General features: G+C 66.1%; 22 protein-coding genes and 1 tRNA gene. 11 read left to right on the top strand and 12 right to left on the bottom strand.

What is annotated here, in order from left to right; translation table 11 throughout:
• Together ACPVPU_RS00735 and ACPVPU_RS00740 are read left to right on the top strand one after the other, a co-directional pair.
• Positions 1–76: transfer RNA gene (locus tag ACPVPU_RS00735), tRNA-Phe, on the top strand.
• Positions 77–129: 53 nt separating this feature from the next.
• The gene (locus tag ACPVPU_RS00740; RefSeq protein WP_448659001.1) at positions 130–1,530 is read left to right on the top strand and encodes a mannitol dehydrogenase family protein; all 1,401 of its coding nucleotides are present in this window, start codon (positions 130–132) and stop codon (positions 1,528–1,530) included.
• 4 nt (positions 1,531–1,534) lie between these two features.
• Here the strand turns inward: ACPVPU_RS00740 and ACPVPU_RS00745 are convergent, their stop codons facing one another.
• The 4 genes from ACPVPU_RS00745 to ACPVPU_RS00760 form a co-directional block, all read right to left on the bottom strand.
• Entirely contained in the window at positions 1,535–2,752 is a 1,218-nt protein-coding gene (locus ACPVPU_RS00745; protein ID WP_448659002.1) for a membrane dipeptidase, read from the bottom strand.
• A 64-nt stretch (positions 2,753–2,816) separates the two neighbouring features.
• A complete protein-coding gene (locus ACPVPU_RS00750) occupies positions 2,817–5,138 on the bottom strand; it encodes a TonB-dependent receptor (protein ID WP_448659003.1) in 2,322 nt (773 codons plus the stop codon).
• Positions 5,139–5,398: 260 nt separating this feature from the next.
• On the bottom strand, positions 5,399–7,651 hold the full coding sequence (locus ACPVPU_RS00755) for an NADP-dependent malic enzyme (protein WP_448659004.1): 2,253 nt from the start codon (positions 7,649–7,651) through the stop codon (positions 5,399–5,401).
• Between the two features lie 99 nt (positions 7,652–7,750).
• Positions 7,751–8,149 (bottom strand): winged helix-turn-helix transcriptional regulator, encoded by a 399-nt coding sequence (locus ACPVPU_RS00760; protein WP_448659005.1) that lies wholly within the window; start codon positions 8,147–8,149, stop codon positions 7,751–7,753.
• Between the two features lie 91 nt (positions 8,150–8,240).
• On the opposite strand from ACPVPU_RS00760, the gene ACPVPU_RS00765 reads away from it, so the two are divergent.
• Together ACPVPU_RS00765 and mutS are read left to right on the top strand one after the other, a co-directional pair.
• Entirely contained in the window at positions 8,241–8,981 is a 741-nt protein-coding gene (locus ACPVPU_RS00765; RefSeq protein ID WP_448659007.1) for an SDR family oxidoreductase, read from the top strand.
• 69 nt (positions 8,982–9,050) lie between these two features.
• Positions 9,051–11,621 (top strand): DNA mismatch repair protein MutS, encoded by a 2,571-nt coding sequence (gene mutS, locus ACPVPU_RS00770; protein ID WP_448660562.1) that lies wholly within the window; start codon positions 9,051–9,053, stop codon positions 11,619–11,621.
• Positions 11,622–11,646: 25 nt separating this feature from the next.
• Here mutS and ACPVPU_RS00775 read toward each other — a convergent pair whose 3' ends face one another.
• From ACPVPU_RS00775 to ACPVPU_RS00810, 8 genes are all read right to left on the bottom strand, one after another.
• A complete protein-coding gene (locus ACPVPU_RS00775; protein ID WP_448659008.1) occupies positions 11,647–12,384 on the bottom strand; it encodes a sigma-70 family RNA polymerase sigma factor in 738 nt (245 codons plus the stop codon).
• Positions 12,381–14,429 (bottom strand): flagellar biosynthesis protein FlhA, encoded by a 2,049-nt coding sequence (gene flhA, locus ACPVPU_RS00780; protein ID WP_448660563.1) that lies wholly within the window; start codon positions 14,427–14,429, stop codon positions 12,381–12,383. The genes ACPVPU_RS00775 and flhA overlap by 4 nt, the downstream gene beginning before the upstream one ends.
• A gap of 39 nt (positions 14,430–14,468) precedes the next feature.
• The gene (locus tag ACPVPU_RS00785; RefSeq protein ID WP_448659010.1) at positions 14,469–15,347 is read right to left on the bottom strand and encodes a lytic transglycosylase domain-containing protein; all 879 of its coding nucleotides are present in this window, start codon (positions 15,345–15,347) and stop codon (positions 14,469–14,471) included.
• 71 nt (positions 15,348–15,418) lie between these two features.
• Entirely contained in the window at positions 15,419–15,754 is a 336-nt protein-coding gene (locus ACPVPU_RS00790; protein WP_448659011.1) for a flagellar protein FlgN, read from the bottom strand.
• Complete coding sequence (locus tag ACPVPU_RS00795) at positions 15,751–16,038, bottom strand: flagellar biosynthesis anti-sigma factor FlgM (protein ID WP_448659012.1); 288 nt, start codon at positions 16,036–16,038, stop codon at positions 15,751–15,753. Before ACPVPU_RS00795 ends, ACPVPU_RS00790 begins: the two co-directional genes overlap by 4 nt.
• 68 nt (positions 16,039–16,106) lie before the next feature.
• On the bottom strand, positions 16,107–16,667 hold the full coding sequence (locus ACPVPU_RS00800) for a flagella basal body P-ring formation protein FlgA (protein ID WP_448659013.1): 561 nt from the start codon (positions 16,665–16,667) through the stop codon (positions 16,107–16,109).
• Positions 16,668–16,708: 41 nt separating this feature from the next.
• Complete coding sequence (locus ACPVPU_RS00805; protein WP_448659015.1) at positions 16,709–17,242, bottom strand: flagellar motor protein MotB; 534 nt, start codon at positions 17,240–17,242, stop codon at positions 16,709–16,711.
• On the bottom strand, positions 17,239–17,922 hold the full coding sequence (locus ACPVPU_RS00810) for a motility protein A (protein WP_448659016.1): 684 nt from the start codon (positions 17,920–17,922) through the stop codon (positions 17,239–17,241). Before ACPVPU_RS00810 ends, ACPVPU_RS00805 begins: the two co-directional genes overlap by 4 nt.
• A gap of 202 nt (positions 17,923–18,124) precedes the next feature.
• Here ACPVPU_RS00810 and flgB point away from each other — a divergent pair, with 202 nt between their 5' ends.
• The 7 genes from flgB to ACPVPU_RS00845 are packed head-to-tail and all read left to right on the top strand — an operon-like array spanning position 18,125 to position 23,119.
• Positions 18,125–18,478, top strand: coding sequence for a flagellar basal body rod protein FlgB (gene flgB, locus ACPVPU_RS00815; protein WP_448659017.1), 354 nt, complete (start codon positions 18,125–18,127; stop codon positions 18,476–18,478).
• A 2-nt stretch (positions 18,479–18,480) separates the two neighbouring features.
• Positions 18,481–18,891, top strand: coding sequence for a flagellar basal body rod protein FlgC (flgC, locus tag ACPVPU_RS00820; RefSeq protein ID WP_448659018.1), 411 nt, complete (start codon positions 18,481–18,483; stop codon positions 18,889–18,891).
• 3 nt (positions 18,892–18,894) lie between these two features.
• Positions 18,895–19,581 carry a flagellar hook assembly protein FlgD gene (locus ACPVPU_RS00825; protein ID WP_448659019.1) on the top strand — a complete coding sequence of 229 codons (687 nt, stop codon included), beginning with the start codon at positions 18,895–18,897 and terminating at the stop codon, positions 19,579–19,581.
• Positions 19,582–19,609: 28 nt separating this feature from the next.
• Positions 19,610–20,857: a flagellar hook protein FlgE gene (locus tag ACPVPU_RS00830; protein ID WP_448659020.1), complete on the top strand. Its 1,248-nt coding sequence runs from the start codon at positions 19,610–19,612 to the stop codon at positions 20,855–20,857.
• A gap of 26 nt (positions 20,858–20,883) precedes the next feature.
• The gene (flgF, locus tag ACPVPU_RS00835; protein WP_448659021.1) at positions 20,884–21,630 is read left to right on the top strand and encodes a flagellar basal-body rod protein FlgF; all 747 of its coding nucleotides are present in this window, start codon (positions 20,884–20,886) and stop codon (positions 21,628–21,630) included.
• 12 nt (positions 21,631–21,642) lie between these two features.
• Positions 21,643–22,431, top strand: a complete 789-nt coding sequence (gene flgG / locus ACPVPU_RS00840) for a flagellar basal-body rod protein FlgG (RefSeq protein WP_448659022.1) — start codon at positions 21,643–21,645, stop codon at positions 22,429–22,431.
• A 7-nt stretch (positions 22,432–22,438) separates the two neighbouring features.
• Positions 22,439–23,119 carry a flagellar basal body L-ring protein FlgH gene (locus ACPVPU_RS00845; RefSeq protein WP_448660565.1) on the top strand — a complete coding sequence of 227 codons (681 nt, stop codon included), beginning with the start codon at positions 22,439–22,441 and terminating at the stop codon, positions 23,117–23,119.
• Positions 23,120–23,132: the final 13 nt, after the last annotated feature.

The following is a 23,132-nucleotide window of genomic DNA, read 5'->3' on the forward strand; positions in this document are numbered from 1 at the left end:
GCCCGAGTAGCTCAGTTGGTAGAGCATACGACTGAAAATCGTAGTGTCGGTGGTTCGATCCCGCCCTCGGGCACCATTTTCGCCCTTCCCTTGCTGGTAATGCCGGACCGCGCCGACTAAGCGCACGGCATGAACAATCGCCTGTCGCTTGCCACGCTGGATGCGCTCCCCAACACTGTCCATCGCCCCGCTTATGATCCCGCTGCGATCGGCGTCGGCATCGTCCATCTGGGCATCGGCGCATTCCACCGCGCGCATCAGGCGGTCTATGCCGATGATGCGATTGCCGCTGGCGGCGGCGACTGGCGCATCCAGGGCGTATCGCTGCGATCGGCCGGGGTCCGCGATCAACTTGTGCCACAAGACGGGCTGTTCACGCTGGTGGTACGCGACGGCGACCGGATCGAGGACCGCGTCATCGGGTCCGTCGCGGGCGTACTGGTCGCGCCGGAGGACCCGGCGGCGGTCATCAACGCCATCGCCGCACCGGGCACGCACATCGTCAGCCTGACGGTGACGGAAAAGGGGTATTGCCACGATCCGGCAACCGGTGCGCTGAACCGCGATCATCCCGATATCGTGCACGACCTGGCCCATCCCGATGCGCCGCGCAGCGCCATCGGCTTCATCGTCGCTGGCCTGGCCCGTCGTCATGTCGAAGGCGCGGGTCCGCTTACTTGCATGAGCTGCGACAACCTGCCGCATAATGGCGCGGTGCTGCGGGGGGCGGTGACGACGCTGGCAGCAATGCGCGATCCAGCGCTGGCGGACTGGATTGCCGCCACCTGCACCTTTCCGGCGACCATGGTCGACCGCATCGTGCCGGCGACGACCGATGCCGACATTGCCGAACTGGCGCTGCGGACCGGCGTGGAGGACCGAGCGATGGTCAAGGCCGAACCGTTCAGCCAGTGGGTAATCGAGGACGCGTTCGCGGCGGGCCGCCCGCCCTATGAGCGGCATGGCGCGCGGCTGGTCGGCGATGTCCGCCCGTTCGAGTTCGCCAAGCTCAGGATGCTGAATGGCGCCCATTCGACGCTCGCCTATCTCGGCCTGGGCCGAGGGCTGACCTTTGTCCATGAATCGATGGCCGACCCCGCAACCCGCGCCACGGTCGAGGCGCAGATGGCCGAGGCTGCGGCCACCGTCGGCGAGGTGCCGGGCCTGGACGTGGCAGCCTATGCCGACGCCTTGCGCGCCCGGTTCGCCAACAGCGCACTGGAGCACCGGCTGGCGCAGATTGCGATGGACGGATCGCAAAAGCTGCCCCAGCGGCTGGTTGGCACGATGGCCGATCGCCATGCGGCGGGGGCGACGTCGCCCGCCTGTGCGATGGGCGTCGCAGCATGGATTGCCCACCTGTCCGGCCCGTTCCTCAACGATCCGCTGGCGGACCGGCTCCGCGACGCCGGAACCAGCGCCGGCCCCGTCGCCGCCGCGCTGGCAATCGAACCCGTGTTCGGTTCGCTGGGCGACGAGCCCTGGTTCGCCGATCAGGTACGGTCGGCGTGGGACGCCATGCAGCGCTGACCAATCACTTTGCCACCGCATCCTCTGCCGCCTTCAGCACGCGAAGCATGTTGCCGGACCATATCTTTTCGATATCCGCCTCGCTGTAGCCGGCCTTTACCAGCGCCTCGGTGATTCTGGGCAGGGCCTTGATGTCCTCCATGCCGGTGGTCCCGCCGCCACCGTCCCAATCCAGACCGATGCCGACATGGTCCGGCCCGACCAGTTTCAATGCATGGAACAGGTGCGCCAGGAAATCCTCGAAACTCGCCTCGTCGGCGGGGTATTTCGCGTCGATCTCCCGCCGCTGGGCCAGCATCTCCGCCCGCTGTGCCGCCGTCATTGCGCCGCGCGGCATCGCCTCGCGCAGCGCGCGGAGCGCCGCATCGCGCTCCGGGTTCGGCTTCAGTGCGCGCAGATAGCCGCCATAGGCGTTCATCTGGATCACCCCGCCCTTGGCCGCCAGCGCCTTCAGCCGGGCATCATCGACATTGCGCGGATGGTCATAGATCGCCTTGCACCCCGAATGGGTGAGGATCAGCGGCGTGGTGGACAGCGCCAGCGCATCGTCCAGCGTCGAATCCGCGCTGTGCGACAGATCGGGCACGATCCCCCGCTTGTTCATCTCGACCAGCAACTGCTTGCCCAGCGGCGACAGGCCGCCCCATTTCGGCGCCTTGCTGGGGTCGGTGGAACTGTCGCCGAATTGGTTGTGCGCGAAATGGGTGAAGCCGATCACGCGGATATCCATCTTCTGGAACAGATCGAGCAGGCTCAGATCCTCGCCCAGCGGATAGGCGTTTTCCATCGACAGATAGACGACGCGCTTGCCCGCTTTGGCGATCGGCGCGGCGTCTGCGGCCTTCACGGCCAGTCCGAACTCGCCCGGGCTGGCAGCGACCATCTTGTGAATGGATACACCCCGCATCACCGCGAAATTGCGCGATTGCTGATAGCCCTCCGGCGTCAGCGGCCCTTGTGGCGTGTAGATCGCCCACAGGCCGCCATCCAGCCCGCCCGCCTTCATCCGTGGCAGATCGACCTGGGTATAATCCTCATGCACCTCATGCTCGTCCAGGATCGACCAGCCGGGCAGGTCCAGGCTGGCGGGCGTATCGAGGTGGGAATCGAGCGTCAGGATGCGCTGGTGCAGCGCCGCCGCCTTTTGGTCCACGTCCTGCGCGGCGAGCGGCACCGCCGTGCTGGCCAGAAGGAACAGGGCAAGCGCACGAATGGGTGGCATCGGGGAACCTCCGGGAAACAGGGTGCGGCCGGAGGATCGCTCCCCCGGCCGCGAGCATGGTCGGTCAGATTTCGGCGCGCAAGCTCAGCTGCCACGTCCGGTCGGGTCCGGGCCGGAACGTGGCCAGCCCGTTGGTCGATACGTTGATCGTGCCCAGATAATCCTTGTTGAAGATGTTATCGACATTGGCACGCAGCCGGATCGCCTTGAACGGCCCGACATCGATGCCCTCGCCAAGGTCCACATAGGCGTTGAAGATCGTGTAGCCCGGCAGTTCCTGGGTGTTGATGAAGTTGGTGTAGCGCCCGGACAGATATCGCCCGCTGAAATTGGCGACGATCCACTCGGCCGGTTCCACCGTCACCCCCGCCTGGATCAGCCAGTCGGCATTGTCCGGTACGCGGTTCCCCGCGATGGCCAGGGTCGAATAGCTGTCCTTGAACCTGGCGATATTGTACGTGACGTTGGCGTTGACGTAGAAAAAGTCGGACGGCTTGACGATGCCCGAAAGCTCCGCGCCATAGCTTTCCACCGCACCGACATTCTGGAAAAACGTCTCGAGCTGCGGCGAGCCGGGGACGGCGGCGGCAAAGGCCTGAAGCCGGTTGTCGAACCGCGTGTAGAACAGCGCAAGCGAGGCGTTGAACATCTGGCGATTGGTCCGGAAACCCACCTCGGCGTTCTTGGCGGTTTCCGGCACCGGTCCCGGTGCCAGCGGGCTGGCCGCCGAAAAGATGTCGTCCGCGCCGCGCGGCAGGGCCAGGTTTTCGGAATAGCTGGCAAAGATCTGCTCGCGGTCGGTCACGTCGAACACCAGGCCGACCTGCGGCAGGAACAGATCCTCGTAATTGTCGGTGATCCGCGGCGTGCGGCGCGCAATATAGTCGCCGGGGTTCCGGTATCCCGCGATCGCATAATCGATCATCGTGCCCTTGAACCCGGCATCCAGCTTCAGCGTATCGTCCAGGAAACGGAACGTCGCCTTGGCGTGATACTGAAAGGTTTCACGCTTCGATTCATAATCGCGCTGGCGATGCACCGGCTCGTTCAGCAACGGATCGCCATCGGGATCGCCATTGGCGTGATTGAACCGGTCCTGGGTCCGGTGATAATCATCATTCTCAGCCCAGAACCCGAATTGCAGCGCGTGCGCACCGATCTCTGCGTCGAAATTGGCGACGACGCCGTACCGTTCGCCCTCGATCGTCGACAGGCCGTATTGCAGCCCCTTTGGCGCCGTCAGCCCGGGCACGATCAGCCGCTGGGCGTTATAGGCGGCGATCGACGTGGCATAGGCCTCCGGCGACACGCCATACCCCTGCTTGTCCTCGTAATAGAGGGTCGGGCTGAAGGTAAAGCCGGGGGTGAGTTCGAAATCGCCGTGCAGGCTGTACAGGTAATCGGTGCGCGAATTGACCGCCTGTTTGAAATACTGGTTGTACAGGGTGTTCGAATAACGGATGCCCGCGGTCGTCACCGGCAGGTTGGGAACCTCACCCAGATAGGCAAAATACCGTCCCGACCGGCCGAATGCGTCGTTGGCGGTGCCTTCATATTGCGCGATCGAGATGGCGGGGGAATCATAGTCGAAATAGTCGTTGTAGAGGAACCGGAACGCCAGCGAATGGGGTCCGAACTCGTACCGCGCCTTGGCCTCGACGTGATCGCGTTCGATGAACCCTGGACCCCGCCACACGTCCGCTTCCAGCCGCGAATAGCTGGCATAGGCGGAAAAGCCGCCCATATCCCCGGTATCGAGCCGCAGGAACCCGCGCCGGAAACTGTCCGCACCGATGCTGAACTGGCCGACCGCCCCCATTTCCCGTTCGGGATCGGTGGTGATGTACTGAACGATCGGGCCGAGCGAGGCATAGCTGGGCAGGGAAACATCGCCTGCGCCAGGGCTGGCCGTCACGCGCGACAGATTCTCGTTTTCCACATAACGAAAGATCGGGCTGCCGCCGAACTGGTCGGACCGCCCCATCGGCACGCCGTCCAGCACAAAGCCGATCTGCTGGAAATTGAACGCCCGCACGAAGACCGAATTGCCGAATTCATACAGGCCAAGCGCGTCATTGGCCTGAACGTTGAACCCCGGCAGCCCTTCCAGCATCTTCAACCCCGAAATACCGGCCGGGGCTGAGAGCAGCGCCTCTCGCGTGATGGAAATGGTCGCGGTCGTCTCGTCGGTGCCGATTGCGGTCTCTGCGGTGGAGACGCGGCGGCCGGTGACCACGATTTCTGGATTGCCGGCCTGGTCCTGCGCCACATCGGCGTCGGTCGGCGCCTCCGCAACGGGGTCGGCGCTGGGGCCGGATTGGGCGTAAGCCGGCAGCGCGACCGTGGCCAGCGCGGTGGAGGCGAGCAGAATCGTCAATTTGGGCATGGAGTCCCCCTTTTTTGGGTTTGTTCCAGGCCTCTCCGGGCATCCGTCGTAATCGGGTCGCGCCAGGTTTTGCGGCTGTCGATCCATCCGACGGCGATCTGGCGTCAGCAATCGCCCGACGATCGCTGACGGCTCAACGGGCTGCGGCTCCCATTGAACACGAACAACTGTTCGTAAAACCGGTCGTTACGCAAGCCGAGTTTGTTCAGTCGTGCACTATCGTCCGACCGTGTTGCGCTGCCGCAACACGGTCGGCAGGATCAATGGGCGATACCGCCCGCCGCCAGCACGGCCAGCGTCACCAGGTCGCTGGCGCTGGACGTCATCGGCGCGATCTGCACCGGCTTTTCCATGCCCACCAGCATCGGCCCGATCGTGGCGTCGCCGCCCAACTCGCGCAGCAGCTTGGCCGAGATATTGGCGGACTGCAGCCCGGGCATGATGAGGACATTGGCCGGACCGGACAGCCGGGCAAAGGGATAATTGGCCAGCTGCTTGGGGTTCAGCGCCACGTCCGGCGGCATCTCGCCCTCATATTCAAAGCCCGGATTCTGCTCGTCGAGCAACTTTACCGCGCCGCGCAGATTGTCGAGCCAGCGTCCCTCCGGATTGCCGAAGGTCGAATAGGAGACAAAGGCGACGCGCGGTTCCACGCCCATGCGGCGGGCGACGGCGGCAGTACCTTCGGCAATCTGGGCCAGTTCCTCGGCCGTCGGCCGTTCGTTCACCGTCGTGTCGGCGATGAACACCGTATGCGACTGCCCGACCAGAACGTGGATGCCGAACGGGATGCGGCCCGGCTGGGGATCGATCACCCGGCGAACCTGGCGCATGGTTTCCGCCCAGGTCCGGGTGGTGCCCGTGATCATCACGTCGCCCTCCCCCAGTTGCAGGAGCAACGCGCCGAAGATGTTGCGGTCGCGGTTGACCAGCCGTTCGATGTCGCGGCGAAGATAGCCGCGACGTTGCAGCCGGGCATAGAGGAACTCGACCATCTGCGGCACCAGCGGCGAATGCGCGCTGTTGTGCAGTTCGAAATCGTCCGGGTTGGCGCCCAGCGCCTTCAGCCGGTCGAGCGTCGAATCGCGGCCGACCAGCACGGGGGTGCCATAGCCCCCTTCCTTGAACGCGATGGCGGCGCGCAGCACTACCTCTTCCTCGCCCTCGGCGAACACGACCCGCTTCGGCTTGGCCCGCGCACCCTCATAGGCCAGGCTCAGCACCGAGGTGGTCGGGTTGAGCCGCGCCTTGAGCGACTGGCGATAGGCCGCCATGTCCAGGATCGGCTTGGTCGCGACGCCCGAATCCATCGCCGCCTTGGCGACGGCGGCCGGCACCACTTCCATCAGGCGCGGGTCGAACGGTGCCGGAATGATATATTCCGGGCCGAAGCTGTGCTGGACGCCGTAAGCCAGCGCCACTTCCTCCGGCACCTGTTCGCGGGCCAGTTCGGCGATGGCATTGGCAGCGGCGATCTTCATCGCATCGTTGATGCCCGTCGCCCGCACATCGAGCGCGCCGCGGAAGATGAAGGGGAAGCCGAGCACGTTGTTGACCTGGTTCGGATAATCCGACCGGCCAGTGGCGACGATCGCGTCGGGCCGCGCGGCTTTGGCCAGTTCGGGGCGAATCTCCGGCTCGGGATTGGCCATGGCAAAGATGATCGGCGCGGGCGCCATGTCCTTGACCATTTCGGGCTTCAGCGCGCCGGCAGCCGACAGGCCCAGGAACACGTCGGCGCCGACCAGCGCCTCGGTCAGGGTCTTGCGGTCGGTGACGGCGGCATGGGCCGACTGCCACTGGTTCACCCCTTCGCGGTCGACGGTGATGACGCCGGTGCGGTCGCACATCAGCACGTTTTCATGGCGTACGCCCATCGCCTTCATCAGTTCGGTACAGGCGATGGCTGCCGCGCCGGCGCCGTTCACCACCATCTTGATTTCGGCAAAGCTGCGGCCGGTGAGCAGGCAGGCATTGATCAGACCGGCGGCGGTGATGATCGCGGTGCCGTGCTGATCGTCATGGAACACCGGGATGTTCATGCGTTCGCGCAGCGTCTGTTCGATGATGAAGCACTCGGGCGCCTTGATATCCTCAAGGTTGATGCCGCCAAAGGTGGGTTCCATCAGTTCGACCGCGTCGATGAAGCGGTTCACATCCTCGGTCTTCAACTCGATGTCGATCGAATCGACATCGGCGAAGCGCTTGAACAGCACCGCCTTCCCTTCCATCACCGGCTTGGAGGCGAGCGCGCCCAGATTGCCCAGCCCAAGAATGGCCGTACCGTTCGAGATGACCGCGACCAGATTGCCCTTGGCGGTATAGTCATAGGCGGTGGACGGGTCTTCGGCGATCGCCTTGACCGGCGCGGCCACCCCGGGGGAATAGGCCAGCGCCAGGTCGCGCTGCGTGGTCAGCGGCTTGGATGCGATGATCTCGATCTTGCCCGGACGGCCTTCGGCATGGAAGCGCAAGGCTTCACGGTCGGAAAACTGGTTGGTTTCGTCGGTCATGCGATCCTCTCACTACCCCATGCGCCTTACCCAGCGCGCACCCTCGCGTCACCCCCCTGTTTGCAGCGATGATAGCGATACCATTCACTCGATCGCTGCTCATCCGCCGCGCTTGTCATAGGCCGCACGGGCAGCCTCGATCCGATCGATATGTCGTGCAGCCCAGGACCAGACCCCGCAAAAGGCATAGCTGAGCGTGTCGCCCAGATCGGTCAGCCGGTATTCGACACGCGGCGGCACCTCTGGATGGACGGTCCGCACCACCAGCCCGTCGCGCTCCATCTGGCGCAGCGTCTGGGTCAGCATCTTCTGGCTAACGCCCTCCACGGCCCGGGCGATGGCGGAAAACCGCATCTCGCCCCCCTCGGTCAGGGTCTCCAGCACAATCATCGTCCATTTGTCCGCAACCCGGCCGATCACTTCGGTGACCAGCGCCTCGACCCGGGGATCCAGGTTGTCGGGATAATAATGCAGGTCGTCAGCGCTGTCGGTTCCCATCTGGTAACTACCCTACTTTCAGGTGCCTACTTTCCAATGGAGAGTATAGGCCATATCTGCCCGCTGCAACCCAATGCGAAGGAGCCCTCCCATGCAGATTACCGGCAACACCATCCTGATCACCGGCGGCGGCAGCGGCATCGGCCGCGCGCTGGCAGAGGCGCTGCACGAGCGCGGCAACCGGGTCATCATTGCCGGGCGCCGCGCCGAAGTGCTGGCCGAGGTCGCGGACGCCAATCCCGGCATGGCGACTGCCACGCTCGATATCGCCGACACAGCGTCGATCGCACCCTTTGCGGAGCAGCTGCTGGCCGATCATCCCGCGCTGAACATCGTCATCCACAATGCCGGCATCATGCAGGTGGAACAGGGGATCGACGGTGCGGTCGCCCAGGCGACGATCGCCACCAACCTGACCGGCCCGATCCTGTTGACCGAAGCGCTGCTGCCGCATCTGAAGACGCGGCCGGACGCGGTGATCGCCACCGTCACCTCTGGCCTGGCCTTCGTCCCGCTAGCCGCCACGCCGACCTATTCGGCGACCAAGGCAGCGTTGCACAGCTGGACCCAGTCGTTGCGTGTGCAGCTGGCCGACACCGGTATCCATGTGCTGGAAATCGCACCCCCCGCCGTCGCCACCGACCTGATGCCTGGCCATGCCGAGAACCCGCAGTCGATGCCGCTGGCCGAATATACGGCAGAGGTCATGGCCCTGATCGAGGCGAATCCGAAGGCCGAGGAGATCCTGGTCGAGCGCGTCAAGTTCCTGCGCCATGCCGAACGAGAGGGCCGTCATGCCGAGGCGATGGCGGCGATCAACGGCGCGCATTGATCGCCCCCTTGCCTGACCGGCGGCGTCGGCTATTCGAACCGGATGGCCGATGCCCCCGCCCCCACGCCCATGATGGCGCAATATCTGGCGCTGAAGGCAGAGGCGGCGGATTGCCTGCTGTTTTACCGGATGGGCGATTTCTTCGAGCTGTTCTTTGACGATGCAAGGGTGGCGGCCGCCTGTCTCGACATCGCGCTGACGGCGCGCGGCGAGCATCTGGGCGAGAAAATCCCGATGTGCGGCGTGCCGGTCCATTCGGCCACCGCCTATCTGCAACGGTTGATCAAGGCGGGGCACCGCGTCGCCATCGCCGAACAGACCGAAACGCCCGAGCAGGCGAAAAAGCGGGGCGGGTCAAAGGCGCTGGTCGGGCGGGCCATCGTCCGCGTGGTGACGGCGGGCACGCTGACCGAGGAAGCGCTGCTCGATGCCCGCGCCGCCAACTGGTGCGCGGCGGTTGGCGAGGCGACGGGCGCCATGGCCATCGCCGCCGCCGATATTTCGACCGGTCGCTTCGAAATCATCGAGACGACCGCCGATGGACTGGGCGCGGCCATCGCCCGCCTGGCCCCGGCCGAACTGATCGCGGCAGAGGGATCGACGGCCGATGCCGCCGCGACGACCCTTCGTGCGCGGGCCGAGTTTGACAGCAGCCGGGGCGAAGCGCGGCTGAAATCGCTGTTCGGGGTGACGACGCTGGACGGCTTTGGCCAGTTCAGCCGCGCGGCACTGGCCGCAGCCGGCGGTCTGATCGCCTATCTGGACCATACGGCAAAGGGATCGCTGCCCTTTCTGCGCCCGCCCCGCATTCTGGCGAGCGCGGCGGCGATGGCGATCGATGCCGCAACCCGCGAAAGCCTGGAACTGACCGTCAGCCAGTCGGGGGCACGCAAGGGCAGCCTGCTCGACGCCGTCGACCGCACGGTCACCGGGGCGGGGGCGCGAATGCTGGCGGCAGACATCGCCGCGCCGTTGATGGACCGCGCCAGCATCGCCGAACGGCTCGATCTGGTTCAGCACTTTCATGACGATGCCGGCCGGCGCGAACAGCTTCGTGCCGCGCTGCGTGCCATGCCCGACATCGGTCGCGCCATCGGCCGCATCGCCGCCGGACGCGGCAGCCCACGCGATCTTGGTCAGTTGCGCGACGGGCTGGACGGTGCCTGGCGGCTCGCCGAGCGACTGGACCGGGCCGGCGGCCCGCCGCTGTTGATGGCGCTGATCCCCGATATGCGCGGGCATGGTGCGCTGATCGACCTGTTGCGGCGGGCGCTGGTGCCCGAACCGCCGATCGATGCGGCGCAGGGCGGCTATATCGCCGAGGAGTTCGATGCCGCGCTGGACGATCTGCGCCGGACCGGCGCCGGGGGTCGGCAGGCCATTGCGGGACTGGAAGCCCAATATCGCGCACGGACGGGCATCGCGGCGCTGAAGATCCGTCACAACAACGTCCTGGGCTATCATATCGAGGTGCCCGCCCGCCATGCCGATCCGCTGATGGCCCCCGACAGCGGGTTCATCCATCGCCAGACCATGGCGGGCGCCGTCCGTTTCAACGCCGCCGACCTGCACGATGTGGCGATGAAGGTGGCGCAGGCCGGTGCCCATGCCCTTGCCGCAGAGGCCTCGCATCTCGAGGAGCTGACCGAACAAGCGCTTGCCGCGCGCGAGGCGATTGCCCGCACCGCCGATGCGTTGGCCCGGCTGGACGTGGCGTCCGCCCTGGCCGAACGCGCGGCGGAGGGCGGCTGGTCCCGCCCGGAAATCGTCGACCATCCCTGTTTCGAAGTGGCGGGCGGCCGCCATCCGGTGGTCGAGGATGCGCTGGCGAAATCGGGCCAGCGCTTCGTGGCCAATGACTGCACCCTATCGCCCGATAACCGGCTGTGGCTGGTCACCGGGCCGAACATGGGCGGCAAATCCACATTCCTCCGCCAGAACGCCCTGATTGCCGTGCTGGCCCAGGCGGGGAGCTATATCCCCGCGACGCGCGCGACGCTTGGGCTGGTCGACCGCCTGTTCAGCCGGGTGGGCGCATCCGACAATCTGGCCCGCGGACGATCGACCTTCATGGTCGAAATGGTCGAAACCGCAGCCATCCTGGCTCAGGCGACGCCGAACAGCTTTGTCATCCTGGACGAGGTCGGACGCGGTACCAGCACCTATGATGGCCTCGCCATCGCCTGGGCGGTGGTCGAGGCGGTGCATGACGACAATCGGAGCCGCTGCCTGTTCGCTACCCATTATCACGAGCTGACGCGGCTGGCCGGGCGCTGCCCGGCCCTGTCGCTCCACCATGTCCGCGCTCGGGAATGGAAAGGCGATCTGGTCCTGCTGCACGAGCTGGCGGAGGGACCGGCGGACCGCAGCTATGGCCTGGCCGTTGCTAGGCTGGCGGGGATGCCGCCTGCGACCATTGCGCGGGCAAAGGCGGTGCTGGCCAAGCTGGAAGCGGGGCGAGAGCGCACGGGCGGCATCGCTGCGGGCCTGGATGACCTGCCCCTGTTCGCCGCAATGGCGCAAGCGGAGCCCGAGCCGGCAAACCCGCTGCGCGAGGCGGTGGCCACCCTCGACGTCGACGCCCTGACCCCGCGCGAGGCGCTGGAGCAGCTTTACCGGCTGAAGGGACTGCTGGACTGAGGGTCGTCCGAGGGGTTGAGCCAGATTACCCCAATCGCCGCATCAGCCCCTTGCGCAGCCGTTCGTGCGCGCTTTTCTTGATCTGGCAAATGCGCGCAGAGCCTACGCCCAGCACTTCGCCGATCTCTTCCAGGTTCAGTTCCTCGACATAGTAAAGCTGGATGACGATCGCCTCGCGCTCCGGCAGGTCGGCGATGGCGCTGGCCAGTGCCTCACGCTGGTCGCTTTCGGCCAGCGATTCGAACGGGTCGGGCGCATCGGACATGAACCATGGCGCCTCGTCATCATACAGATCATCGATGGAATCGAACCGGATCGGCTCGGCTGCCGCATAATCGGTGCGCAGTTTGTCCATGGTCACGCCCAGCCGTGCGGCGATTTCGGCATCGCTGGGCGCGCGGCCCAGATCGGTGGTCAGCACGGTGATCGTCTCCCGATATTCCCGTTTCCGGCGCATGGCGCCGCGTGTCATGGTGGCGCCCCGGCGCAGCGCGTCGATCATGCTGCCGCGCACTCGCGTGGCCAGATACTGATCGAACGTCACCATGCCGCGATCCTCGAACTGGTCCACGGCCTCCACCAGGGCGACCAGCCCGATCTGGATCAGATCCTCGACCTCGATCAGCGTGCTCATCGCGCCGTGCACGTGCCAGGCGATCCGTCGCACCAGCGGCAGATATTGCCGGGCCAGCGCGTCCTTGTCCGGCGCGGCGCCGGTGGGCGAATAGGTCAGCGGGCGTTGGGGAAAGAAGGGCGCGTTCATGCGGGCAGTGCCTCCGGCGCGCCGATGACGGCGACGACTTCGACCGCCTTGTCCTCGGGCACCTCGAAAAAGCTGAGGACGGGCGTATCGGGCAGGACGGTGCGAACCAGCTTGCGGATCGCCACCCGGATCGCGGGCTGAACGACCAAAGCGAACGGCTTGCCATCGGCGACCAGCGGCTGGGCCGCCCGCTGCAAGGCGTCGGCGATGCGGCGGCCCAGCTCTGGATCGATCGCGTGGCGGCGGCTCATGTCGCCGCGCACCGCCTGGCTCAGCAGCGCTTCCAGCTGCCCCTCCAGCGTCATCACGCGGAGCGGTTCGCGCACGCCGCACAGTTTCTGGATGATCAGCGCGCCCAGATCCGGCCGGATCAGTTCGACGATTTCGTCAGCATCCATGCTGCGCTGGGCGGCGACCGCAATCGCCCCGGCAATCCGCCGAAATTCCTTCAGAGAAATGTTTTCCGCCAACAGGCCCTTCAGCACCTGGGTCAGGGTGGTCAGCGGCAGCGGGCTTGGCGTCAGCGAAGCGACCAGTGCGGCGTGGCGGTCCTTCAGCTCGTCCAGCAGCGCCTGCACCTCGTCCGGGCCAAGCAGGTCCGCCGCATACTGGATCAGCAGCTGGTTCAGATGGGTGGCGATCACCGTCGCGGGATCGACCACCAGATAGCCCTGGCCAGTCGCCGCGTCGGCATCGCCCGCGCGGATCCATACCGCATCCAGGCCGAATGTCGGGTCCTTGACCTTCTTGCCCTGGACCGCGCCCACCGCCTGGCCGGTATCCAGCGCCAACATTTCGTCGGGGGACACGCTGTCTTCGCCCACCACGACGCCGCCGATCAGCACGCGATAGGTATAGGGGGGCAGGTTGATGTCGTCGCGCACCCGCACCTGGGGCACGACAAAGCCCAGTTCCTTGGACAATTGGCGGCGGACGCCGGTGATCCGGCCCATGACCGGGCCGCCGCGCCGCTCGTCGGCCAGCGGCACAAGGCCATAGCCGATATCGATCTGGACGGTCAGGTTGTCCGCCACCTCGTCCCAGCCGATCCGCGACAGATCGGCGGGCGGCGCGGGCAATTCGGGCGGCGGCGGGCGCTTTTCGATCGCGCGCAGCCGCCAGGCGATATAGCCCGCACCTGCGGCGGCGGGCAGGATGACCAGCATCGGCATGCCCGGCAACAGGCCCAACAGGCCCAGAATGCCAGCCACCGGGGTCCAGGTGCGCGACGATCCGAACTGGCCGCCAATCTGTCCGGCCAGATCTTCGCTGGATGTGACGCGGGTGACGATGGCGGCGGCGGCGATGGACAGCAAGAGCGACGGCACCTGCGCCACCAGCGCGTCGCCGATGGCCAGCAAAATATAGGTCTGGGCCGCCTCGCCCACCGTCAGCTGATGGCTGGCGACGCCAAGGATCAGGCCGCCGATGATGTTGATCGCCAGGATCAACAGACCCGCGATCGCATCGCCCTTTACGAACTTGGACGAACCGTCCATCGATCCGTAGAAATCGGCTTCGGTCGCCACCTCGATCCGCTTGGCCCGCGCCTCGTCGGCGGTGATCAGCCCGGCGTTCAGATCGGCGTCGATCGCCATCTGTTTGCCGGGCAGGGCGTCCAGGGTGAAGCGCGCCGACACTTCGGAAACGCGGCCCGCACCCTTGGTGACCACGACCATGTTGATGATGATCAGGATCGCAAAGACGAGCAGGCCGACGACATAGTCGCCGCCGATCAGAAAGGTGCCGAACGCTTCGATCACATGGCCGGCCGCCGCCTCGCCCTCATGCCCGTGGACCAGCACGACGCGCGTGGAGGCGACGTTCAGGCCGAGGCGGAACAGCGTGGCGAACAGCAGGACGGAGGGAAAGGACGAGAAGTCGAGCGGCTTGCGGGCATTCAGCGCCACCATCAGCACTGCCAGGCTGATCGCGATGTTCAGCGTGAAGAAGATGTCGAGCAGGAACGCCGGAATCGGCACCACCATCAGCACGACCAGCAACAGGATCGCCAGCGGCAGCGCGGAATTGCGGATCACGGGCATGAAATTGCCATGCGGGGCAAGCGAAGCGAACATTCCCGATCAGGCCCCCAGATTGGCAAGCATCAGATAGGCAAGCCGCGCCGTGGCAGGCGTCGGACGATAGGCTGCGGTCCGGATGGGATCGCCCATCGCACCGATATCGCTGCGGCCACGCACCACGTTCAGATTGGCCAGCGTCGTCTCGACCCAGGCCTTGTCCTGCCCTTCTGCGCCATTGCCCAGCAGCACCTCGACCCCCGGCTCCAGATTCTGGAACGGGTTGGCCGGTTGCGCACCGGGCGAACCAGCCGCCATCGCGCCCTTGTCGAGCTTTGCGGCGAAGCGCTGATAGATTTCGGAAAGGCTGCGGGGTTGGCCGCCGGGGGCATAAAAGATGCCGCGATTGGCACGTGCCGCGGCGGGGAACATCGCCGCGCCGCTGCGGTTGGGATTGGCCTGCATCGCGCCGAGAAACTGTTTCGCCCCGCCCAGGCCCAGGAAATGCGCCATATAGAGGTCAGTGCCGCTGGCCTCGCGCCCCAGCACGTTTTCCAGCGCCGCCTTGTTGTCGGATGCGTGTTCGGCAGCCATCAGCGATGCGACCTGCGGGTCGTTGCGCAGATTGAGGATCGCCCGGCGCGCGGCCGGGTCGGCAACCGTAAAGCGGCCCCCCGCCGTCTGGCCGATGGCATCCGCCGCCCAACCAAGGCCATGCGCGGCACCATGCTGCTTGACGACGCCCAGCCAGCTTTGCTCGATGAACTGATACAGGCCGGTGGCGCTCGACGTGCCCGCACGCGCATCGGCGCGCAGGCCGCTTTCGACCTGCGCCTGGCCCAGCAGATAATGGAAATCCATGCCCGTGCGCTGGCTGGCGAGCGCGATGGCGGAATGGACAGTGGATCGCGATGCGACGGGATTGATCAGATTGTTCGGCATCCGTCCTGCTCGATTGCTCCGTTACCCGGGCAATTCAGCAAGAGCCGTGCCAACTGGCCGGCTGACCGGACCTACCAGCCGTAAGCGGCGGCTACCCGGCCTGCGGCACCCGCCGGACGCAGCGACGTGCCGGCCTGACCGGCAAGATCCTGCAGGCGGCGGCGGACATTTGCCGCCATCAGGTTGACATAGATGCGCGCCGTTTCGTTCAGCCGGTGGGCCTGTTCGGCCAGCGCACGCAGTTCGGGATCGGGCGCAGCGCCATTGTCGTTCGCCGCCACCACATCGAGCGCGCTCAGCTTGGCGATCGTCGCGGCTTCCAGCGCGGCGACGTCGTTCGCCTTCAGCGCATCGATTTCAGCGTGCAGGCAGTCGATGACCTGACACAGGGCCTGTTTGCGGTTCATCGGATTTCAAGCCAGTCGAGGCGCAGCGCGATCAGGTGATCGGCGATCTTGTACGGCAGCACCGGATAATCGCCCCGTTCCAGCGCGCGCTTGATCTGCGACACGCGTTCGCTGCGAACCTCCGGCTTTTCCGCCGCCTCCTTGGCAAGGGTGCGGACGCCCGGCCGGGCGGCGGTCGCGGTTTCGGATGCGGCGGGATCGGGCTTGCGAAGCGGCCGTACAGCCTGCAGCGGCCCCGCCCGTTCGCTGGTCTGGATTGGCTTTACGCCGATCGGGTCCACCATGTCCACGCTCCGAATAAGCAACTGACAAACCGGGAAACGACGGCACGACGAAAACCTTTAGCAAAAAATTACCGGGACCATCCGGGAAGGGCGGCAAGGCCCGGTTCGACGGCGACCGCCTGGATCGGCGGCTTCTTTTCGTCGACACGGATCAGGACGCGCGCGCCCACCGCGGCATCGCCCATGGCAACGCCGTCGCGGCTGATCGCAAAGCCCGATGCAGTCGCCTGCACGCGGACGGGATCGCCGCGCTTGATGACCGGTTCGGCCTTGGCGACCGGTGCGGCCGCGACACCCGCTCCGGCTGCCATCGTTGCGACCTGCGGCAATGGCTGGGCGCGGTTCACCGGCACGAAGATGCGCCAGGCCGGCGCCATGCAGCGCACGATCACGGTATCGCGCGCGGGCGTGAACCATTCCAGCTGCGGCAGCTGGCACGGCGCCAGTTTCAGTCGCGGATCGACCGTCGTGCGTGCGCCGCCCTCCTGCCCGACAGGCACGCCCGTGAACTGGCCGACGGCAATATCCAGCAACTCGGTCGACTGCACTTCTCCCGGTCCGGCCGATGCCGGCACGGCGGCGACAGCCCATGCTGCGGCCAGAATGATGGGAAGGCGAAGGATCCGCATGGCGTTTCTCCTGCTGTGTTGTGACAAGGCGGAACGCGGCTTCATTGCGGCGTTCCGGCAAAACCGATGGTCATCTGCACCTGGGCGCGATCGGGGCGGCCGTCATGCGCGGCGATCCGCACCTGATCGGGGCGGACCGCGCCGGCATCCACCAGCGCGCGGGCCACGGCGACGGCACGGGCCTGCGCCAACACGGCGACGCTGCCCGTATCGGGATCGACGTCATCGCCGCCCGCCGCCGAACCGCTGAGCGTCAGGGTGACGCGCGGATCGGCCGCAGCAGCCCTGGCCCAATCCAGGGCCGGTCGAGCGCCATCCGGCAGCCAGTCGGCCCCGGCGACAAATCCGCTCACACGCGCCGTTTCCAGCGGCATCGGCGGCGCGGCGGGGATCGGCACGGGCTGATCCGCGGCAAATCCGGCCCGCAATCCTGCGGCCAGTCGTTCGCGGTCCTCCGCCTCGGTTGCCATGACCAGCACGAAAAAGCCGAGCAGCAAGAGCGACAGATCGGCCAGCGTGGTCAGCCAGACCGGCCGGCCCTGCGGTTCGCCAAGGACGTCCAGCTGCCCGGTCATGCGCGCTGCTCCGGCGCAAGGCGCAGCCGCGGCTGTTCGCGGCTGGCCAGCGACGCCAGCGGCCCGGCCAGTCTGGCGCGCTCCACCTGTTCGGCCCGCGCCAGCGTGCGCAATCGGCCCGAGATGGGCACGCCGACCAGCGTCGCGATCAGCGCGCCATACAGGGTGGTCAGCAGCGCAATCGCCATCGCGGCACCGATCGCACGGGGATCGCCCATGACGGTGAACATCTTGACCAGGCCGACCAGCGTGCCGATCATTCCCATTGCCGGGGCGATTTCGGCAACACTCGCCCAGACCGCGATTGCCGCCTGATGCCGTTCCACCCGGGCCGTATTGCGCTCGACCAGCAACCGCTCGACCGCAGCCGGTTCGCCCCTGTCCACGATGACGGCGATCGCAGCGGCGACATCATCATCCTCGATGACCGAACGGTCCAGCTGCATGATGCCATGCTTGCGGGCGATACGGCCCAGCGCATCGATCTGAACCAGCAGCGGATCGGCGCGAAACCGGCGGCGGCCCAGCACCCGAAGCGCCGCCACCGCCCGGCCCAGGTCGCCGGCACCATGACGCAACGCCAGCGCCAGCGCCGTGCCGCCAAGGACGATGGCGAGCGATGGCGCATCGAAATAGGGCGCAAGGGCAGCGACGGTCGCGGCAGGATAGGCAATGTCCATGCGCGTAACTGCTGCAAAAGCCGGGCCAACTGACCGGCATCGGCAAGGATGCTAGCCTCTGCGGTCATGTCCGGCAAAGCGGCGCCGCAACCGGCAAGATCTTGCCGCCGGACTTGCCGCTTTACCGCCTCCGTTACCTGATCCGGCAATTGGCACGGCGATTGCTTAGTGGTCGTCGGATACGATTTTCGTGGAGGCCCATATGGCTCAGGATCGGCTTTTCGGGGTGCATGGCGCGGCATTGGCCGTGCGGGCGCAGCGCATGAATGTGCTGGCGTCCAACATCGCCAACGCATCGACGCCTGGCTTCAAGGCCAAGGATATCGACTTTCGCAAGGCTTTGGCGGCGGTGGAACAGCCGGGGGGCAGTTCCGCCGCCGCCATGGCCAATGCGACTCTCTATCGGGTGCCGCTTCAGCCCTCGATGGACGGGAATACGGTGGACCTGTCCACCGAACAGACCGCCTTTGCGGAGAACGCCGTCGCCTATCAGACGACGCTCGCGTTCCTCAACGGCCGAATCGACACGATCAAGCGCGCGCTGAAGGGTGAATGACCATGGCTGACGCTCCCCTCAACATCTTTCAGGTATCCGGCAGGGCCATGTCGGCCCAGCTCGTGCGGATGAACACGACGGCGTCGAACATGGCGAATGCCGGTGCGATCGCCAGCTCGCCGGATGCCGCCTATCGCACGATGAAGCCGGTGTTCCGCACCCATTTCGACAAGGCGACCGGCATGGCCACCGTCGATGTCGAGCGAGTGGTAACCGCGGGCGAAGAACCCACCAAGCGCTACGATCCCGGCAACCCGCTGGCGGATGCCGACGGCAATGTCTGGGAAAGCGCGGTCCAGGAAACCCGCGAGCTGGTCGACATGCTGGAGGCCGCGCGCAGTTATCAGAACAATGTCGAGGTGATGCAGACGGCCAAGTCGCTGATCACCGAAACCCTCCGGCTGGGACGGTAAATCATGGCGACTTCATTCGACACAGCCCTTGCGGGCATGGGCATCAACCGCTCCGGAACCGGCAATGCCGCGCTGGCCAATGCCCAGGGCAAGTCCCAGATGGGTCAGCAGGATTTCCTGGCGCTGATGACGGCGCAGCTGCGCAACCAGGATCCGTTCGAGCCGGTCGACAACACCCAGATGGTCGCCCAGATGGCGCAATTCTCGTCGCTGGCCGGCCAGCAGGAGATGAATACGACGCTCAAGGCCATTGCCGACAAGCTGGGCGCGACCAGCCCGGCAGAGGCACTGAGCTGGGTCGGCCGCACGGTCCTGACCGAGGGATCGGTTGCGCTGGGCCGCACGGGCGGCGGGATCGACGGCGCTGTCGAACTCGACGGCGATGCCGCCAACGTCACCGTCACCATCGGCGATGCCGATGGCAATCCGATCCGCAGCGTCGATCTGGGCGCGCAAAAGGCCGGAACGATCGCTTTCGACTGGGACGGGCTGAATGCCGACGGCACCTCTGCCGGCGAAGGGCCGTTCACCGTCGCGGTCGAAGCGCGCGGTGCCAATGGTGCCGTGCCCGCCCGCACCCTGGTCTGGGCCCCCGTTTCCTCCGTTTCGCTGCCCGCCACCGGCGGGCCGATCCTAAACGTGGCGGGCATCGGTCAGGTGCCCGCATCCGCCATTCGCCGCGTCGGCTGAACCCCCTTAAGTCCAAGGAGCCTTATCCATGTCCTTCTATACCTCGCTGTCGGGCCTCAAGGCCGCGCAAACCGACATGTCGACCATTTCCCACAACCTGTCGAATGTGGCGACCAACGGCTTCAAGAAGAGCCGGGCGGAGTTTGCGGACGTGATGGCATCCAGCCTGGCGCTTTCGCCCAATCAGGCGATCGGGTCGGGCACGGTGACCAAGGCGATCCAGCAGCAGTTCGCGCAAGGCGCGCTCAGCCAGACCGGCTCATCGCTCGACATCGCCATCGCAGGCGACGGCTTTTTCGCGGTCAAGCCCGACCTGTCGGGCCAGCGGGTCAACTTCACGCGGAACGGCGGCTTCCTGGTCGATGCACAGCGCTTCGTCGTCGATGCGCAGGGCAGCCATCTGCAGGTGTTTCCGGTCGACGGATCGGGCACGGTCGTCGCGACCGGCCTGGACCAGACGGTCAGCCTGCGCCTGCCGGAAACCAGCGGGACGCCGGTGCCCACCAGCGGGGTGACGCTGGGGGTGACGCTGAACAGCGGGTCCAGCACGCCTGCCGGCACCTTCGATCGCTTTGACCCGGCAACCTATAACCAGTCGACCCAGACGACGGTCTATGACGCCGCGGGCAATCCGATGACCATGTCGAGCTATTTCGTGAAGACCAGCCCGACCACGTGGAACGTCCACAGCTTCGTCGGCGACACCGCGCTCGGCACGACGCCCGGCGCACCCGGCCCGGTCACGCTGACCTTTGACGCGACCGGCGACCTGGTGTCCCCGGTTGGACCGACCGCCTTTGCCCCCTTCACGCCGGCGGGGGCGGCCGGCGAACAGTCGATCAGCCTGACCATCGCCGACACCACCCGCCAGTCGGCCAGCGCGTTCAGCGTGACGCAGCGCACCCAGGACGGTGTCGCGGTCGGTCAGCTGGAAGGCGTCACCATCGATGCCGACGGCTTTGTCCGCGCCAGCTTCTCGAACGGCGAGAGCGAAGTGCTGGGCAAGGTGGCGCTGGCCAATTTCGCCAACCCCTCGGGCCTGCGCCAGATGGGCAACAGCTATTGGGCGGCATCCGGCCTGTCGGGCGAACCCAGTGTGGGCGAGGCGAACGGCAACGGCTTCGGGTCGCTGATGACCGGCATGATCGAGGGATCGAACGTCGACATCACCGAGGAACTGGTCGGTCTGATCGCGGCACAGCGCAATTTCCAGGCGAATGCCAAGGCGCTCGATACCGCCAGCCAGATTTCGCAGACCATCTTCAACATCAACTGATGATCCGGGTGGGGAGGGCATAAGCGATGGACCGTCTGATCTACACCGCGCTTTCCGGCTTGAAGAGCCGCATGGCCGCGCAGGCGACGATCGCCAACAACATCGCCAATGCCAACACCACCGGCTTTCGCGCCGACCGGGTGTCGTTCGAACAGGCCATGCTGAAGGGCGGCGGCCAGCTCGAATCGCGGCGCCCGGCGGCGGAGGAAGTCACCGATATCGACCGCAAGGCCGGTGCGATCTTTTCCACCGGCCGCGACCTCGACATCGCCGTTGCCAGCGACAGCTGGCTGGCGGTGCAGGCCGAGGACGGCACCGAGGCCTATACGCGGCGCGGCGACCTGCGTGTGTCGCAGACCGGCCTGCTGGAAACCGGTGAAGGACATCCGGTGCTGGGCGAAGGGGGGCCGATCACCGTGCCGCCCTATGAAGATATCGCCATCGCTGATGACGGGTCGATCACCGTCGTGCCGCTGGGCGCTGAAAAGGGCAGCCGGCCCGTCGAGATCGGGCGGCTGAAACTTGTCAGCGATCAGGGGTCGCAGACGGTCAAGGGCCTGGACGGGCTGATGCATGTCGAAGGCGGCGGTATCCTGCCCGCCGACCTGAAGGGCCGCGTAATGTCCCAATCCCTCGAGCAGTCGAACGTTAACCTGACCCAGGCACTGGTCGACATGATCGAGAACCAGCGCGCCTACGAAGTGCAAGCCAATCTCGTCAAGGAAGCGAAGGAAATGGACGAGAAGTCCGCCTCGCTGATGCGAATCCAGTAAGGAGCCAAGACCATGGGCAACGCCGCAATGCACATCGCCCGCACGGGCCTGGACGCCCAGGACATGCGGATGCGCGTCATTTCGAACAACCTGGCCAACGTCAACACGACGGGGTTCAAGCGCGACCGCGCAGCGTTCGAAACGCTCGCCTATCAGGTCGTGACCGCCGCCGGTTCGGCCAGCACCCAGCAGACGCAATATGCAACCGGCCTCAATCTGGGCACCGGCGTCCGCGTCCAGGGCACGGCCCGGATCGATACGCAGGGGTCGCTGGCCACCACCGGCAACGCGCTCGACATGGCGCTGGACGGCCAGGGCTATTTCCAGATCCAGATGCCCGACGGCACCTTTTCCTATAGCCGCGCCGGCAATTTCGCCCGCTCGCCCGAGGGACTGCTGGTCACCAGCGAGGGGTATCAGGTGATGCCCGGCATCACCGTGCCCGAGGGCGCGACCTCGATCACCATTGGCAGCGACGGCACCGTATCGGCGCAGATCGCCGGTCAGACCGAATCCAGCCAGCTTGGCCAGATCCTGGTCGCCAGCTTCGCCAATCCCGCCGGGCTTCAGGCCGGGGGCGACAATTACCTGATCGAGACCGCCGCCTCCGGCCCCGCCAATGTCGGCGTGCCGGGCGAGCTTGGACGGGGCACGATCCGCCAGGGGATGCTGGAGGGATCGAACGTCAACGTGGTCGAGGAACTGGTCAACATGATCGAGACGCAGCGCGCATACGAGGTCAATTCAAAGATGATCTCGGCCACCGACGAGATGCTGCAATATGTCAACCAGAACATCTGAGGCCGTGATGCGCACGCTCATCATCGCCCTGGCCAGCGCCGCGCTGATCCTGCCGGTTCAGGCAGAGGCAGGCATTTTCGGCAAGAAAAAGCCCAAGGAAGACTTCACCGCCGCCCTGCCATCGCCGACGCCACCGGCACCGCCGGTGGTAGCGAACGGCAGCATCTTTCAGCCCGATCACGGCTATGCCGCGCTCCACGAGGGCGCGCGCGCCGCAGCGGTGGGCGATCCCGTCACCATCGTGCTGGTCGAACGCACCACTGCCACCAAGTCGTCGGGCAGCCAGCTCGACAGCAACGGCAGCACGTCGCTAATCCCGCCGTCCACCGGGGCGCTGGCACTGTTCAGCCAGTCCGACGCGACGCTGGGCGGACGCCGGGCGTTCAAGGGCGAGGGGTCGGCCGAACAATCGAACGCATTGTCGGGCGAGATCAGCGTCACCGTCACCCATGTCTATCCCAACGGCACGATGCTGGTTCAAGGCGAAAAGCGGGTGACGCTCAATCGCGGCGACGAGTTCGTCCAGATCAAGGGCCTGATCCGCCGCGCGGACGTGGATGCGAACAACCGCGTCCTGTCCACCCGCGTCGCCGATGCCCGCATCGCCTATACCGGCAAGGGCGACGTCGCCCGCGCCAGTCGCCAGGGGTGGCTCAGCCGCTTCTTCCAGGTCATCAGCCCCTTCTGATGCGGAGCCCAAT

It is taken from the genome of Sphingomonas paludis (assembly GCF_053502515.1).

Excerpts from the sequence above, each read along its gene's own strand:
- flgF (WP_448659021.1), top strand. The coding sequence starts at position 20,884 with ATGGACCGTCTGATCTACACCGCGCTTTCCGGCTTGAAGAGCCGCATG.
- ACPVPU_RS00825 (WP_448659019.1), top strand. The coding sequence starts at position 18,895 with ATGGCGACTTCATTCGACACAGCCCTTGCGGGCATGGGCATCAACCGC.
- ACPVPU_RS00810 (WP_448659016.1), bottom strand. The coding sequence starts at position 17,922 with ATGGACATTGCCTATCCTGCCGCGACCGTCGCTGCCCTTGCGCCCTAT.
- ACPVPU_RS00765 (WP_448659007.1), top strand. The coding sequence starts at position 8,241 with ATGCAGATTACCGGCAACACCATCCTGATCACCGGCGGCGGCAGCGGC.
- flgB (WP_448659017.1), top strand. The coding sequence starts at position 18,125 with ATGGCTCAGGATCGGCTTTTCGGGGTGCATGGCGCGGCATTGGCCGTG.
- ACPVPU_RS00785 (WP_448659010.1), bottom strand. The coding sequence starts at position 15,347 with ATGCCGAACAATCTGATCAATCCCGTCGCATCGCGATCCACTGTCCAT.
- ACPVPU_RS00775 (WP_448659008.1), bottom strand. The coding sequence starts at position 12,384 with ATGAACGCGCCCTTCTTTCCCCAACGCCCGCTGACCTATTCGCCCACC.
- ACPVPU_RS00745 (WP_448659002.1), bottom strand. The coding sequence starts at position 2,752 with ATGCCACCCATTCGTGCGCTTGCCCTGTTCCTTCTGGCCAGCACGGCG.
- ACPVPU_RS00830 (WP_448659020.1), top strand. The coding sequence starts at position 19,610 with ATGTCCTTCTATACCTCGCTGTCGGGCCTCAAGGCCGCGCAAACCGAC.
- ACPVPU_RS00750 (WP_448659003.1), bottom strand. The coding sequence starts at position 5,138 with ATGCCCAAATTGACGATTCTGCTCGCCTCCACCGCGCTGGCCACGGTC.
- ACPVPU_RS00790 (WP_448659011.1), bottom strand. The coding sequence starts at position 15,754 with ATGAACCGCAAACAGGCCCTGTGTCAGGTCATCGACTGCCTGCACGCT.
- ACPVPU_RS00845 (WP_448660565.1), top strand. The coding sequence starts at position 22,439 with ATGCGCACGCTCATCATCGCCCTGGCCAGCGCCGCGCTGATCCTGCCG.
- ACPVPU_RS00760 (WP_448659005.1), bottom strand. The coding sequence starts at position 8,149 with ATGGGAACCGACAGCGCTGACGACCTGCATTATTATCCCGACAACCTG.
- flgG (WP_448659022.1), top strand. The coding sequence starts at position 21,643 with ATGGGCAACGCCGCAATGCACATCGCCCGCACGGGCCTGGACGCCCAG.
- ACPVPU_RS00740 (WP_448659001.1), top strand. The coding sequence starts at position 130 with ATGAACAATCGCCTGTCGCTTGCCACGCTGGATGCGCTCCCCAACACT.
- ACPVPU_RS00755 (WP_448659004.1), bottom strand. The coding sequence starts at position 7,651 with ATGACCGACGAAACCAACCAGTTTTCCGACCGTGAAGCCTTGCGCTTC.
- ACPVPU_RS00800 (WP_448659013.1), bottom strand. The coding sequence starts at position 16,667 with ATGCGGATCCTTCGCCTTCCCATCATTCTGGCCGCAGCATGGGCTGTC.
- ACPVPU_RS00795 (WP_448659012.1), bottom strand. The coding sequence starts at position 16,038 with ATGGTGGACCCGATCGGCGTAAAGCCAATCCAGACCAGCGAACGGGCG.
- ACPVPU_RS00805 (WP_448659015.1), bottom strand. The coding sequence starts at position 17,242 with ATGACCGGGCAGCTGGACGTCCTTGGCGAACCGCAGGGCCGGCCGGTC.
- flgC (WP_448659018.1), top strand. The coding sequence starts at position 18,481 with ATGGCTGACGCTCCCCTCAACATCTTTCAGGTATCCGGCAGGGCCATG.
- flhA (WP_448660563.1), bottom strand. The coding sequence starts at position 14,429 with ATGCCCGTGATCCGCAATTCCGCGCTGCCGCTGGCGATCCTGTTGCTG.
- mutS (WP_448660562.1), top strand. The coding sequence starts at position 9,051 with ATGATGGCGCAATATCTGGCGCTGAAGGCAGAGGCGGCGGATTGCCTG.